The following is a 13,446-nucleotide window of genomic DNA, read 5'->3' on the forward strand; positions in this document are numbered from 1 at the left end:
CAATGCCCCCCGTCTGACGCAGACCCTCCCCCAACGCAACCGCGCTCGCAATCGCAAGATTAAGCGAACGAACCTGACGACGAATCGGGATGCGGACCAACGCATCGCAAACACTGGAAACCGACGCCGGTACGCCCGCACTTTCCTTGCCGAAGAGCAGCACGTCATCAGGTTCAAAGCGGAAAGCGTGCAGTGATTGCTGGCCTTTCGTGGTGAACAGGACAAGCCGACGCGGCGTTACACTTTCGTGAAATTCAACAAAGCCCTTGTGGCGTATGACCTGAACGTGTTCGATGTAGTCCATCGCGGCGCGACGGACGCGGCGATCGTCCCAGCCAAAGCCCATCGGCTCGATCAGATCGACATCAACGCCAAAACATGCACCGAGGCGCATGACCGCACCGACATTTCCGGCAATTTCGGGTTCGTAAAGGGCCAGACGCATTAGGCTTGCGCTCTTTCCAAAGAGTAGAGCGCGGCGCTTACTGCCCTGTGGGAATGGCAGCAAGGTGCTCTGTGCTTGCCCGGCCGTAGACGCTGACGCTGACGCGGTTCCGTCCGGCTTGTTTGGCACGATACATCGCCTCGTCCGCACGACTGATGCAGGCGTGAAGCGCAAGTCCCGGATCCCAGGGAGCCACACCGAGCGAGCCCGTGGTTACCAGATCTTCCGGCCAATCAATTCCGCGCATGGCGGCTAGACCATTGCGCAACTCGTGCGCGATCCGCACTGCTTGATCGACTGGACAATGGCTAAGCAGGACGATGAATTCCTCTCCGCCCCAGCGTGCCACGGCGCCGTCGCCGCGCCCGACCACGTCATGCGGGCCAACATGGCGGGCGATCACTTCGGCGGCTTTCACCAGCACGGTATCGCCCAATCCGATCAGCGCAGGGCCAAGGCCGATCGTTGCGACGAGCGGGATCGGGCCAATCTCAACCATGTGCATGATGGTTTGCGGAACAAGGCAGACCAGCGCGCCGAACAGGAAGAAGGTTACCAAGCGCCGCTCTGTCGCCACGACCATGCAGGTCACCGCGATAGAGACGATGATGACAACGCACACGAACATCGAGGCCATGTCGCGCCCGAGCGTTGTGATAACCGGTAACATGCAGGCCGACCAGAACAGGCCAGACATCAGCGCAAGCATTTCGTAGACCCGCCACCACAATCCAGCGCGTGCCGGATCCTGATCTTGCCGGATGGTACGGCTGACGAGGTTCATGCCGAGCAGGGACGCCGCGTTGCCGATCAGGAACAACGCCATCAACCGCCAGTCGGGCAGGTAGACGCTGCACAGCGCGATCAGCGCGAGCGGGACGATGTTGGTGATCTGGTAGTAGGCAATATTCTGGAGGAAATGCAGGCGCGAGAGGCGGGCGACGTCCTCGTCAGACACGGCGGGGGGCTCAGCGCCCTGTGCTGCCTTGATCGTGCGTGCGGCGGCAAACATCTCCATAATGGGCCGATATACCGGCCCATCGTGAAGATTTGCTTATTCTACGGTGACAGACTTGGCCAGATTGCGCGGCTGATCCACGTCAGTACCCTTCGCCACGGCAACGTGATAGGCCAGCAGTTGCACCGGCACGGCATAGACGAGCGGCGCGATCAGGGGATGGACCTTGGGCATCTCGATCGTGGCAAGGCAACCATCGCCCGCTTCGGCGATGCCTTCGGCGTCCGAGATCAGCACGACCTTGCCGCCGCGGGCACGGACTTCCTGCATGTTGCTGACGGTCTTTTCGAAGAGCGGGCCTGACGGGGCAAGCACGATCACCGGGACGAGTTCGTCGATCAGCGCGATCGGGCCGTGCTTCATCTCGCCGCTGGCATAGCCTTCGGCATGGATGTAGCTGATTTCCTTGAGCTTCAGCGCACCTTCGAGCGCCAGCGGATAGTCCGCGCCGCGCCCGAGATAGAGCACATCGCGTGCCGGTGCGATCAGGTGGGCCATGCCTGCGATTTCGTCATCGTGGTTGAGCGCGGCATTGAGTGCGGCGGGCACTTCTACCAGATGCTCTACAATTGCGGCCTCTTCCGCACGGTTCATGCGCCCGCGCTTTACTGCGAGGTGCGCCGCCAGAGCGGCAAGCACCGCAAGCTGGCAGGTGAAAGCCTTGGTCGAGGCGACGCCGATTTCCGGGCCGGCGTGGGTGGGCAGCAGCAGATCCGCCTCGCGCGCCATGGTGCTGGTAGGCACGTTGACGACGACCGCGATGGTCTGCCCAGCGGCCTTGCAGTGCCGCAGCGCGGCGAGGGTATCAGCCGTTTCCCCGCTCTGCGAGATGAACAGCGAGAGGCCGCCCGGTTCCAGTACGGGATCGCGGTAACGGAACTCGCTGGCCACATCGATGTCCACCGGCAAGCGGGCGAACTGTTCGAACCAGTATTTGGCGACCATCGCGGCATAGAAGCTGGTGCCGCAGGCGACGATGGTGACGCGGTTGATGCTGGCGAGATCAAAGTCGATCTGCGGCAGGGCAACGGTCTGCTCGACCCGGCGCAAGTAGGAGCGAAGGGTTTGCGCGACGACCACCGGCTGTTCGAAGATTTCCTTCTGCATGAAGTGGCGGTAATTGCCCTTCTCGATTGCAGCGGCTGTCGCGCCCGATGCGACAACGGGGCGGGTCACCGCGTTGCTTGCGGCATCAAAGATTTGCGCGCCGGTGCGGGTGATGACGACCCAGTCGCCCTCTTCGAGGTAGGTGATCTTCTGCGTCAGCGGCGCGAGCGCCAACGCGTCGGAGCCGAGGTAGGTCTCCCCATCTCCATAGCCCACGACCAGCGGGGAGCCGAGGCGCGCGCCGATCAGCATGTCGTCATGCTGGCGAAAGGCGATGGCGAGCGCGAAGGCACCACGCAATTGCGGAAGCACGGCCTTGACCGCGTCGTGCGGTGACTGTCCTGCCTCGACCAGTTCGGACACGAGGTGCGCGACGACTTCGGTGTCGGTCTCGCTTTCGAACGTGCGGCCACGCGCGATCAGGCCTTCGCGCAGCGGCTTGAAGTTTTCGATGATGCCGTTGTGGACCAGCGCAACTTCGCCCGTGGCGTGGGGGTGGGCGTTGCTGGTGGTGGGCGCGCCGTGGGTGGCCCAGCGGGTGTGGGCAATGCCGATCAGGCCAGAGGCGGGATTGCGTTCGAGTTCCAGCACGAGGTTATTCAGCTTGCCCTCCGCGCGGCGGCGGACAAGCGCCCCGCCCTCGACCATGCAAACGCCTGCCGAGTCATACCCACGATATTCCATCCGGCGCAGGCCATCGACCAGCCGGTCTGCCACCTGTTCCTTGCCGACGATTCCGATGATTCCGCACATGAGTCTGGCTTGATCCTGTAACTTGTGTCCGCACGCTGTCGCACGAAAACCTTGGGATTGTCTTTCCAATCGCGAGCGCGCCGTCTTTTGTCCAGCGGGGAATGAACCGGGGTTGAAGCGGTGATTCCGTTCAGGTTCGCGGGCGTTTTCCTGAAGGGGTTTACACAGTTTACACGGTCCTGAGAGAGAAACTCACGGGCGGCTTTTGCGCTGGTGGAACCGGCGCGCGACGGGCACGGCAAGGTCTTTGCAGCAAGGTTTTGGCAGGTTTGAGAGGGGTAACCGATCATACTGAAACCGTGCCATTTTTCCAAGGCTGTAGGAAAATGGTTTGTTACGGGTCAACTCCCCCCATCAACGGCCAACTCGCTCCAGCTCGCCGCTGTTTCAAACGATGGAAACATCGCGCATGATGCGGGCCTTCTGATGGTTAAACATATTTATTTCAAACGCATATATAGATATACTGCAGCTCTTCCCGATAAATCGTTAACCTTTTCCCGTCACACTTCTGAAGCTTCGGCACCATGGGTTGGTACACGATGGAAGAGCGCTCTTATTCCAGTTCAAAAGTCGATGCGATCGACGCGGAGCTTGCTCGGCAATTTCCGGCTGTCGCGCTCGCACCCGAACTCGAAGCCGAATACGAGCGGCGCACCGATGAATCGCGGCGTGCCACGATTGTGCTTTGGATGTTCGGCACGATGCTGGCGAATATCGCGTGCCTCCCGCTGGACTACACCGTCGACAATCTGGATATCGGACTGGTACTGCGCCTGGGCGTCACGACGCCGGTCTATATCGCGGCAATGCTGGTTCTGCGGCGAGGGATTGCGCGCGCGAAAAGCGCCGCAGTCATCCTGCCCTTGGTCGTATTTGTCTCCGTGGTTTCGTTTCTGGGGCTTCAGGCTCCTGCCCCGCACAATGACCGCTATCTGATGGCAGCGGGGCTGATCATCATATTCACCACTATCGTCCTGCCTGCATCGGTACGCGAAGCCGTGTTCTCAACGGTGCTTTCCGTCGTTGCCATGTTTGCGCTTACCTTCTTCTTGCATGGCGGAAACCCGGATACTCTGACGATTTGCAGCTTTATCGCCGGGGCCTCGGTGATGCCGCTGGCGGTCCGTTTCCGGGCGGAACACGCATCGCGCAATGCCTTTCTGGTGGCGCTGAAAGACGAGTTGAAGTCCGCGCAGCTGATCGCCCTGACGAACGCGCTGGCGGAACTGGCCGATACCGACCCCCTGACCAACATGCGCAATCGCCGCAGTCTTTCCGAAACGCTGAACCGCACCTGGGCCGAGGCCACCGCCCGGAACGACTGGTTCAGCATCTTCATGATCGATATCGACCGCTTCAAGCTGTTCAATGATACAGCGGGCCATGATGAAGGCGACAACTGCCTGCGCAAAGTAGCAGCCGCGCTGCAAACAGAAACGCATCGTCACGGTCAGTACATCGCGCGATTTGGCGGCGAGGAATTTACCGCAATCGCATCGGGCCTGTCACCCGAACCGGCGTTGAAGGTTGCAGAAGCCCTGCGCAAGGCAGTGGAGGATCTGGGCATCCCGCATCCCGGTTACACCGATGGCAGCACGGTGACTGTCAGCATCGGCACCACAGTGGTGCAACCATCGCCCATGGCATCGGTGGAACAGGTCATCGCCGCCGCCGACAAGGCGCTGTACGAAGCCAAGGCCCGCGGGCGCAATTGCGTTGTCAGTGTCGTGGTGAAGCCAGAACAGGTGGTTCACGAGCTGAAAACAGGCACGATTCGGGCGGCTTGATCTGGAGGGTGCGACGCTGCACAGATCTTTGGCACCATGCATGAAAAGGAAAATCCGGGATTTGGCAAACCGTCCCCGCAATCTTGCACCGTATTCCCGGAACACAATGTCGCTTCTGCCGGTTACTTGTGGTGAAAACCCAAGCAGGAGCAGCCGATGAGCATTTTCAGCAAGATTATGGACGCCATTTCCTGGAAGGGCACGCGGCCCACGCAGACCGGGCAGACTCCCAAGCCTGCGCCTGCCCCCGCTGCGCAAGCCGCCCCGGTCCCAAGTGCCCCAACCCCGTCAGCCGCCGCGCCTGCCCCGGCTGCTCCAGTCGATGTCGAGGCCAATCTGACCGAAATGGCCCAAGGGCAGTCGCTCAACTGGCGCACGTCGATTGTCGACCTGATGAAGCTGCTTGGGATCGATTCCAGCCTCGCCAACCGCAAGGAACTGGCGCAGGAACTGGGCTATACCGGCGCGCTTGATGGTTCGGCGGAAATGAACATTTGGCTGCACAAAGCGACCATGCGCAAGCTGGCCGAGAATGGCGGCAAGGTTCCGGCTGAATTGATGGATTGAGGCTTGGTGGGGGCGGCTCAGCGTTGTGGAAAGTCATATTTGTGGTAATGTGGGAACCCAGATCGGAGCAGAATGATGAGCCGCCTTACCATCGACATGAGCGACCAGCAGCACCAGCGTCTGAAAGCCAGCGCGGCGCTGCAGGGTAAAACGATCCGGCAATATGCGTTGGAGCGGCTTTTCCCTGCTTCAATTGACGACGATCAGGCGTGGCGAGATCTCAAGAGCCTGCTGGAACAGCGGATCGGTGATGGGCTGGGTGGCGCAGTTTCTGGCAGGAGCGTTAGCACGATTCTTGAGGATGAACTGAGAGCAGGTGAGACTGGGCGGGCGATTGCAGGTTGATTAATGGCGTAGAGGTTTTGAGGTTTTAGTGGACTGTCATCGCAATCCCCAACAGGATTTGTGGAGAAACGTCGGGAACCGACCGATTATCTGGCGGAGCGCTTGACAGGGACTACTCCATCGGGAAAGATCCCATTATGTTCTCTTCTCCCGAACTTGTCGAAGCGCAGCGAAGTCTGCTTGAAACCGCCGGACGCACCAAGTTTGCGACCATTTTGGCGGACCCGCCTTGGCAGTTTCAAAATCGCACTGGCAAGGTTGCACCTGAACACAAGCGGCTAAACCGGTACGGAACGATGACGCTGGAGGAGATCTGCTCCTTGCCGGTCGAACAAGTTTCGGATGATCCGGCACATCTCTATCTTTGGGTTCCCAATGCACTTCTACCTGAAGGTTTGCAGGTGATGAATGCGTGGGGCTTTCGCTACATTTCCAATATTGTCTGGCACAAAGTGCGCAAAGACGGTGGTTCTGATGGTCGTGGCGTCGGCTTCTATTTTCGCAACGTCACTGAGATCCTGCTTTTTGGCGTGCGTGGGAAGAATGCACGAACGCTCGCTCCAGGCCGAACTCAGGTGAACATGATTCAGTCCCGCAAACGTGAACACAGCCGCAAGCCCGATGAGCAGTATAAGATCATCGAAGATTGCAGCTGGGGGCCGAGGATTGAATTGTTCAGTCGCGGCGCACGCAAAGGTTGGACCGTTTGGGGCAATCAGGCCGACGAAAACTACACTCCCGATTGGGCAACATATGGATATAACAGCGCGATGGGTGTAGCTGCAGAGTAATGTTCGAACGACTGCGCAGCCTTGGGTATGAAGTCAATTTCGCAAGCCACGCTGAAGCCATATTAAGCGTCGATTTCCCGAAGGTTGCCCGTGAACTGGAAGACGCATTGCTCGGCGTGAAACTTCCGATCAGCGAAATCGTGAATTCTGGAGGTGGCGAAGCTCAACTCACGCAACGTCTGCGACGGGGTTTCCATGCCTTGGGCTGGCGGAAGCGCAATATCGAAATGAAGAAGATTGTCGATGGCGTCGAGAAAGAGTCGATCTCGCATGAAATCGACCATTTCCTTGCAACGGATCGCGGCAATTTTGCGCTTGAGATCGAGTGGAATAACAAGGATCCCTTTTTCGACCGTGATCTGGAAAATTTCAAACGCCTACATGCCGAAGGAGTAGTGGGTGTTGCCGCCATCCTGACGCGGGGCTCGGAACTTCAGGCAGCGTTGCGCACGATGGTCAGGGATTGGGCAATTCAGAATCGGGTGATATCGTTTGCAGACTTGAAATCGAAGGGCTTCAAGCGGCCAACTGAGCGACAGGAAATCATTGTAGAAACGAAGGTTCTGCGTGGTGAGGCTTTTGCCGATGCCTGGGCAGCGATGTTTTGCAGCGACAAATACGGCATGGCGACGACTCACTGGAACAAGTTGCAAGACCGGGTGCGGCGTGGCGTTGGGAATCCCTGCCCACTGGTGTTGTTCGGATTGCCTCCTTCGATCGTCGACATGGGCGCCTAGGCTGGCCCTAGAACCACCTGCGCCTCTCACCCCTTCTTCTTCTTCATCGCATCGTGGAAGCGGTCGGCCCAGCCCGGCTTCACCAGCTGCTCCGCTCGCACCATGCGCAATTCGCCATCTGCAACGTCACGCGAAACAGCGCTGCCTGCCGCCACGATGGCGTCTGCGCCGATCTTGACCGGTGCGATCAGGGCGCTGTTCGAGCCGATGAAGGCGCGTTCGCCGATGACGGTCTTGTGCTTGAAGTAGCCGTCATAGTTGCAGGTGATCGTGCCTGCGCCGATGTTGGCACCTGCGCCCACGTCTGCATCGCCGAGGTAAGTGAGGTGGTTGGCCTTGGCGCCGGGGTGCAGGACGGCGTTCTTGATTTCGACGAAATTGCCGACCTTGGCCTTTTCGCGCAGGTCCGCGCCGGGGCGCAGGCGGGCGTAGGGGCCGATCTGGACTCCAGCCGCGAGCGTTGCGCCTTCGAGGTGGCTGAAGGCGTGGATCGTCACGTGATCTGCCACGGTCACGCCGGGGCCGAAGACGACGTTGGGTTCGATCATGACATCGCGGCCGATCTGCGTGTCCCAGGCAAACCACACGGTTTCGGGCGCGATCAGGGTTGCGCCATCGGCCATCGCAGTCGCGCGGCGGCGCTGTTGCCAGCGGTGTTCGGCTTGGGCCAGTTCGGCGCGGGAATTGATGCCCGCCACTTCGTCGGCATCGTCCGTCACCACCACCGCACAAGTGCGGCCATCGGCGATGGCGATGTTGACCACGTCGGGCAGGTAGTATTCGCCCTGCGCATTGTCATTCCCCACGCGGGCGAGCAGGCTAAAGAGGTCTGCACTGCGCAGGGCCATGAGGCCCGAATTGCAGGTGCGGCACTGGCGCTCTGACTCGGTCGCGTCCTTGTGTTCGACCATTTTCATGATGCGGCCCTGCTGCGCGATGACGCGGCCATATTGCAGCGCGTCTTCAGGTTCGAAGCCGAGCACGACGGCGGCGGGGCTATCAGCCTCATGCAGACGGGCGATCATCGCCTGCATCGTTTCCGTGCGGACGAAGGGCACATCGCCATAGAGGATCAGCACATCCCCATCGAAGCCTGCCAGCGCGCCTTCGGCCTGCTGCACGGCGTGGGCGGTGCCAAGCTGCGGGTCCTGCACGGCGATGGTGGCGCTTGTTCCCAGTGCCTTTTCAAGCTGATCGCGCCCGTGGCCTGCAACGACGACTTGGCGTTCCGGCGATAACTGCGCAGCGCTGGCCATCAGGTGCATCAGCATGGGGCGGCCTGCGATGGGGTGGAGAACCTTGTGCAGGTCGCTCTTCATGCGGGTGCCTTTTCCGGCGGCGAGGACGATGATGGCGAGTTGGGCGTTTTCAGTCATGCGGGCACCTTTGCCAGACAATTCTTGCGCTTTCCAGAACGGGAGGTCACTTGCGCACATGATGGCAAGCTTTCCTTACAACATCGTCGGATTCGATCTCGACGGGACGTTGCTCGATACCAGCCGCGATCTGTGCGTGGCTTTGAACCATGCGCTAGCGCTGGCGGGGCGTCCGCCGGTGCCTTTTGCCGACGTGACGCGCCATGTTGGCGGCGGAGCGGCACAGATGTTGCGGTCCGCTCTGACGGAATCGGGCGGGGTGGACGAAGCCGCGTTCGACGGGCTGCAGGCTGAACTGGTGGCGTTCTATGCCGAAAACATCGCCCACCACACTGCGTTCTTTCCAGGTGGCGCAGCCATGCTTGATGCGCTCGACGCACACGGGGTGAAGATCGCGATTGCCACGAACAAGAAGGAAGCGCTTGCCGTCCGCCTGTTCGAGGAACTGGGCATTCTCCACCGTTTTGCCTGCGTGATCGGCGGAGACACGCTGGGGCCGGGCCGGGCCAAGCCGAAGCCTGACATGCTGCACGAGATGGTTGCACGGTGCGGCGGCGGGACCGCGGCCTTTGTGGGCGACACGACGTTTGATGTGGGCGCGGCCAAGGCGGCGGGGCTGCCGGTTGTCGCGGTGCGCTTTGGCTTCAATGATCTGCCTGCCGATGATCTGGGGGCAGATACGGTGATCGATCACTTTGACGAACTGGTGCCCGCGCTGGAACGGCTTGGCTGTGGTAAGGACGCGGCATGACCGACCTTCCCCCCTTACGCGATGTCATCAACCGGCACGGCCTGTTTGCCACGAAAGCTCTGGGCCAGAACTTTCTGTTCGACGAGCAATTGCTGGATCGCATCGCGCGCGTGCCGGGCAAGCTGGCGGGCGAGAACGTGCTGGAAGTCGGCCCCGGCCCCGGCGGTTTGACGCGGGCGCTGCTGCGCGCGGGCGCGAAAGTGACCGCCATCGAGACGGACAAACGGTGTTTGCCTGCCTTGGCCGAGCTTTCGGATGCGTTTCCGGGGCAGCTTACCGTCATCGCGGGCGATGCGACGAAGATCGATGCCGCAGCGCTGTTTGACGGGCCGTGGCATGTGGCGGCGAACCTGCCGTACAATGTGGGCACCGGGCTGTTTACCGGCTGGCTTTCAGGGCAGGACTGGCCCCCGCAGTGGAAATCGCTGACGCTGATGTTTCAGCTGGAAGTGGCCGAGCGGATCGTGGCAGCGGCCGGGTCTGACGCTTATGGACGGCTGGCCGTGCTGGCGCAGTGGCGCGCGGCCCCGCGCATTGCGATGAAAGTGCACCGCAGCGCCTTCACCCCGCCGCCCAAAGTGATGTCGGCCATCGTCCACGTGGAGCCGGGCGTGATGCCCGAAGGCGTATCGGCGCGGATGCTGGAGCGAGTGACCGAGGCGGCGTTTGGCCAGCGACGCAAGATGCTGCGGCAATCGTTGAAGGGCTTGCCGGGCGCGATTGACGCGCTGGGGGTTCTGGGGATCGATGTGCAGCGACGTGCCGAAACGCTGAGCGTGGAGGAGTTCGTCAGCATTGCGCGGGTGCTGACCCGCTGAATCGGTTGTCCAATGCGTAAGCGCCCGGACCACGCACCATGATCAGCAACAACGCCCCTAGGATCGCCACGTTCTTGAACAGCGGGCCAACGTGATCAGGGGCAAAGTGGATCGTAACGGTGATCGGCACCAGCGTAGCGAACAACAGAATCGCTGAAATCCGCGTCATCCAACCTATGGCAAGCATCAGCCCTGCGATGACGAAAACCGCGCCCGACATGTGCAGCAGCAACAAGGGATCACCGATCGAGCGGATTACTTCGCGCCAGGGCGTTTCCTCCATGCGCAACAGCATATCGTCGGAGCGGCCAAAATGGCCAAGCCCGCCGATGATGAAAATGAGGCTGGTCAACAGACGGAAAAGGACATCGACCAAACCTGCCTTTGGCGCAAAAACCGTGCCCAACCAATGGTCAAGACTGCGTAGCATATTTTCTCTCCCGACTTTTATTGTCGGGAGAGGATAGAATGAAGACGACTACGCACCTCACGAATATATCCGCCCACTGAAAGCGGAACTTTCGATCAGAGCATGGCCGGGTCAGGCCAGTTCCGCCACTTTTGCCATCGCCGCCTTCTTCTTGCGCCGCCATCCGTGGAGCAACGGTTCGGTGTAGCCGTTGGGCTGTTCCACGCCATTGAACACCAGATCGCAGGCTGCGCGGAAGGCGAAGCTTTCTTCCCAGTTGCCCGCCATCGGCTCGTAGAGCGGGTCGCCCGCGTTCTGCGCGTCGACCTTGACCGCCATGCGCTTCAGGCTGTCCATGACCTGTTCGCTGGTGGCAACGCCGTGGAGCAGCCAGTTGGCCATGTGCTGGCTGGAGATGCGCAGCGTGGCGCGGTCTTCCATCAGGCCCACGTCGTTAATGTCCGGCACCTTTGAACAGCCGACGCCCTGATCGATCCAGCGCACGACATAGCCCAGCAGGCCTTGCGCGTTGTTGTCGAGTTCCTCGCGCACTTCCTCTTCCGACCAGTTCGCGCCGTCTGCCAGCGGAATGGCCAGTAGCGCATCGAGACCGGGCACAGGTTCAGCAGCAATGCCTTCGCGCAGGGCGAAGACCGGGACCTGATGGTAGTGCATGGCGTGGAGCGTGGCGGCGGTGGGCGATGGCACCCAGGCGGTGTTCGCGCCCGTCTTGGGATGGCCGATCTTCTGGTCCATCATGTCGCGCATCATGTCGGGCGCGGCCCACATGCCCTTGCCGATCTGCGCCTTGCCGGAAAGCCCCTGCTTCAGCCCGATGCAGACGTTGCGCTTTTCATAGGCGGCGATCCAGCCCGAGCCCTTGATCGCGCCTTTGCGGATCATCGCGCCGGCTTGCATGGAGGTGTGGATTTCATCCCCGGTGCGATCGAGGAAGCCGGTGTTGATGAACACGATCCGGTCCTTCACCGCGTGGATGCAGGCGGCGAGGTTGGCCGAGGTGCGGCGTTCCTCGTCCATTACCCCCACTTTCACCGTATGGCGGGCAAGGCCGAGCAGGTCTTCGACCGCATCGAACAGGTCGTTGGTGAACGCGCATTCTTCCGGCCCGTGCATCTTCGGTTTGACGATGTAAACGCTTCCCGCACGGCTGTTGCGATAGCGGCCAAGGCCCTTGATGTCGTGACAGGCGATGGCGCTGGTAAACACCGCGTCCATCACACCTTCGGGGATCTCGCTGCCATCGGGCAGGAGGATCGCCGGGTTGGTCATCAGGTGGCCGACATTGCGCACGAACAGCAGGCTGCGGCCCGGCAAGGTCAGCGCATCGCCATTGACGCCGGTCCATGCACGGTCGGCATCCAGCGCGCGGGTCATGGTCTTGCCGCCTTTCTGGAAGCTTGCCTCCAGATCGCCGCGCATCAGGCCGAGCCAGTTGCGATAGGCGACGAGCTTGTCCTCCGCATCGACCGCCGCAATGGAATCTTCCAGATCGACGATGGAGGTAAGCGCCGCTTCCATCACGATGTCGGCAATGCCCGCCTTGTCGTCCATGCCGACGGGATGCGTGCGATCCAGCACGATCTCCACGTGCAGGCCATTGTTGATCAGCAGCAGTCCGCCTGCCTTGCGCGCGATCAGTTGCGCTGCGTCTGCCAGCGGCGGATCGCCCGCGCCGTCCCAATCGGTCCAGCTGCCGGTGGTCAGCGGGAATGTGGCGTCGAGGAAGGCCCGGCCTGCGGCGACCACGGCGGCCCCACGCGCCTTGTCATAGCCGCCGGGCTTTGCGGGGGCGGCATCGAGCGCGTCGGTGCCGTACCATGCGTCATAGAGGCTGCCCCAGCGCGCGTTTGCTGCGTTGAGAACGAAGCGGTCATTGAGGACGGGAACGACCAGCTGCGGTCCGGCCATCGTGGCGATTTCGGGATCGACATTCTGCGTGCCGATCAGGAAATCGGCCGGTTCAGGGACGAGATAGCCGATTTCGGTGAGGAAGGCGCGGTATTCGGCAGCGTCGACCGGCTTGCCGTGACGTTCGCGGTGCCATGCGTCGATCTGCGCCTGCAAAGTGTCACGCTTGGCCAGAAGGGCGCGGTTTACCGGAGCGAAACGGCTGACCAGCGCGGCAAAGCCTTGCCAGAAGGCTGATGGTTCAAGGTACAGTGGCCCCAGAATTTCGCGGTCGATGAAAGTGGCGAGGGCTGCATCAACATGCAGGCCATTGCGCTCGGTACGTTCGTTCATTTCACCCATGTCCATACGCTCACATAAACTGCGCCGACGGGAATACCGCCTGCGCCGAATCCGATGAACCTGGGGAGGAACGGTTGAGGCTATGCCCAGTTTCGAACCACTTGGCAACACAGCACGATTCTCAAGTTTCGTCATTGCGAGGTCCGCGTAGCGGGGCGAAGCAATCCAGAGCGGTGCAGAACGGCCACTGGATTGCTTCGTCGGCTACGCCTCCTCGCAATGACATGGGTGTGATTGTGCAGATGTGGTGATCAAGGGTTTGAGGGGT

The 13,446-nt window shown here is 61.0% G+C and carries 13 protein-coding genes; 7 read left to right on the top strand and 6 right to left on the bottom strand.

Annotated features, from left to right (window positions below):
* From B7X90_RS12520 to glmS, 3 genes are all read right to left on the bottom strand, one after another.
* Nucleotides 1-445: tRNA (cytidine(34)-2'-O)-methyltransferase (locus tag B7X90_RS12520; RefSeq protein ID WP_292624937.1), on the bottom strand; the 445-nt coding region annotated here is incomplete at its 3' end.
* 37 nt (nucleotides 446-482) lie between these two features.
* A complete protein-coding gene (locus tag B7X90_RS12525; RefSeq protein ID WP_292624939.1) occupies nucleotides 483-1,463 on the bottom strand; it encodes a GGDEF domain-containing protein in 981 nt (326 codons plus the stop codon).
* Between the two features lie 36 nt (nucleotides 1,464-1,499).
* The gene (glmS, locus tag B7X90_RS12530) at nucleotides 1,500-3,323 is read right to left on the bottom strand and encodes a glutamine--fructose-6-phosphate transaminase (isomerizing) (protein WP_292624940.1); all 1,824 of its coding nucleotides are present in this window, start codon (nucleotides 3,321-3,323) and stop codon (nucleotides 1,500-1,502) included.
* Between the two features lie 527 nt (nucleotides 3,324-3,850).
* Between glmS and B7X90_RS12535 the strand changes: the two genes are divergently transcribed.
* The 5 genes from B7X90_RS12535 to B7X90_RS12555 all read left to right on the top strand — a co-directional run bounded on the left by B7X90_RS12535 (nucleotide 3,851) and on the right by B7X90_RS12555 (nucleotide 7,553).
* A complete protein-coding gene (locus tag B7X90_RS12535; protein ID WP_292624942.1) occupies nucleotides 3,851-5,113 on the top strand; it encodes a GGDEF domain-containing protein in 1,263 nt (420 codons plus the stop codon).
* A gap of 156 nt (nucleotides 5,114-5,269) precedes the next feature.
* The gene (locus B7X90_RS12540) at nucleotides 5,270-5,680 is read left to right on the top strand and encodes a DUF3597 domain-containing protein (RefSeq protein ID WP_292624944.1); all 411 of its coding nucleotides are present in this window, start codon (nucleotides 5,270-5,272) and stop codon (nucleotides 5,678-5,680) included.
* Between the two features lie 75 nt (nucleotides 5,681-5,755).
* A complete protein-coding gene (locus B7X90_RS12545) occupies nucleotides 5,756-6,025 on the top strand; it encodes an antitoxin (RefSeq protein WP_292624946.1) in 270 nt (89 codons plus the stop codon).
* 137 nt (nucleotides 6,026-6,162) lie between these two features.
* Nucleotides 6,163-6,816, top strand: coding sequence for an MT-A70 family methyltransferase (locus tag B7X90_RS12550; RefSeq protein WP_292624947.1), 654 nt, complete (start codon nucleotides 6,163-6,165; stop codon nucleotides 6,814-6,816).
* Nucleotides 6,816-7,553, top strand: coding sequence for a BglII/BstYI family type II restriction endonuclease (locus B7X90_RS12555; protein WP_292624949.1), 738 nt, complete (start codon nucleotides 6,816-6,818; stop codon nucleotides 7,551-7,553). The genes B7X90_RS12550 and B7X90_RS12555 overlap by 1 nt, the downstream gene beginning before the upstream one ends.
* Nucleotides 7,554-7,579: 26 nt before the next feature.
* On the opposite strand, the gene glmU is transcribed toward B7X90_RS12555, so the two are convergent.
* The gene (gene glmU, locus B7X90_RS12560) at nucleotides 7,580-8,929 is read right to left on the bottom strand and encodes a bifunctional UDP-N-acetylglucosamine diphosphorylase/glucosamine-1-phosphate N-acetyltransferase GlmU (RefSeq protein WP_292624950.1); all 1,350 of its coding nucleotides are present in this window, start codon (nucleotides 8,927-8,929) and stop codon (nucleotides 7,580-7,582) included.
* 61 nt (nucleotides 8,930-8,990) lie between these two features.
* Here glmU and B7X90_RS12565 point away from each other — a divergent pair, with 61 nt between their 5' ends.
* Nucleotides 8,991-9,680 carry an HAD-IA family hydrolase gene (locus tag B7X90_RS12565; protein ID WP_292624951.1) on the top strand — a complete coding sequence of 230 codons (690 nt, stop codon included), beginning with the start codon at nucleotides 8,991-8,993 and terminating at the stop codon, nucleotides 9,678-9,680.
* Nucleotides 9,677-10,498 (top strand): 16S rRNA (adenine(1518)-N(6)/adenine(1519)-N(6))-dimethyltransferase RsmA, encoded by an 822-nt coding sequence (gene rsmA, locus B7X90_RS12570; protein ID WP_292624953.1) that lies wholly within the window; start codon nucleotides 9,677-9,679, stop codon nucleotides 10,496-10,498. Before B7X90_RS12565 ends, rsmA begins: the two co-directional genes overlap by 4 nt.
* Here the strand turns inward: rsmA and B7X90_RS12575 are convergent.
* On the bottom strand, nucleotides 10,470-10,928 hold the full coding sequence (locus B7X90_RS12575; RefSeq protein WP_292624954.1) for a DoxX family protein: 459 nt from the start codon (nucleotides 10,926-10,928) through the stop codon (nucleotides 10,470-10,472). The genes rsmA and B7X90_RS12575 overlap by 29 nt on opposite strands.
* 111 nt (nucleotides 10,929-11,039) lie before the next feature.
* A complete protein-coding gene (locus tag B7X90_RS12580) occupies nucleotides 11,040-13,169 on the bottom strand; it encodes a malate synthase G (RefSeq protein ID WP_292624956.1) in 2,130 nt (709 codons plus the stop codon).
* Between the last annotated feature and the right edge of the window lie 277 nt (nucleotides 13,170-13,446).

Source organism: Novosphingobium sp. 17-62-19 (assembly GCF_002256775.1).
Lineage (GTDB): Bacteria > Pseudomonadota > Alphaproteobacteria > Sphingomonadales > Sphingomonadaceae > Novosphingobium.

Excerpts from the sequence above, each read along its gene's own strand:
- B7X90_RS12525 (WP_292624939.1), bottom strand. The coding sequence starts at position 1,463 with ATGGAGATGTTTGCCGCCGCACGCACGATCAAGGCAGCACAGGGCGCT.
- glmS (WP_292624940.1), bottom strand. The coding sequence starts at position 3,323 with ATGTGCGGAATCATCGGAATCGTCGGCAAGGAACAGGTGGCAGACCGG.
- B7X90_RS12535 (WP_292624942.1), top strand. The coding sequence starts at position 3,851 with ATGGGTTGGTACACGATGGAAGAGCGCTCTTATTCCAGTTCAAAAGTC.
- B7X90_RS12540 (WP_292624944.1), top strand. The coding sequence starts at position 5,270 with ATGAGCATTTTCAGCAAGATTATGGACGCCATTTCCTGGAAGGGCACG.
- B7X90_RS12545 (WP_292624946.1), top strand. The coding sequence starts at position 5,756 with ATGAGCCGCCTTACCATCGACATGAGCGACCAGCAGCACCAGCGTCTG.
- B7X90_RS12550 (WP_292624947.1), top strand. The coding sequence starts at position 6,163 with ATGTTCTCTTCTCCCGAACTTGTCGAAGCGCAGCGAAGTCTGCTTGAA.
- B7X90_RS12555 (WP_292624949.1), top strand. The coding sequence starts at position 6,816 with ATGTTCGAACGACTGCGCAGCCTTGGGTATGAAGTCAATTTCGCAAGC.
- glmU (WP_292624950.1), bottom strand. The coding sequence starts at position 8,929 with ATGACTGAAAACGCCCAACTCGCCATCATCGTCCTCGCCGCCGGAAAA.
- B7X90_RS12565 (WP_292624951.1), top strand. The coding sequence starts at position 8,991 with ATGGCAAGCTTTCCTTACAACATCGTCGGATTCGATCTCGACGGGACG.
- rsmA (WP_292624953.1), top strand. The coding sequence starts at position 9,677 with ATGACCGACCTTCCCCCCTTACGCGATGTCATCAACCGGCACGGCCTG.
- B7X90_RS12575 (WP_292624954.1), bottom strand. The coding sequence starts at position 10,928 with ATGCTACGCAGTCTTGACCATTGGTTGGGCACGGTTTTTGCGCCAAAG.
- B7X90_RS12580 (WP_292624956.1), bottom strand. The coding sequence starts at position 13,169 with ATGAACGAACGTACCGAGCGCAATGGCCTGCATGTTGATGCAGCCCTC.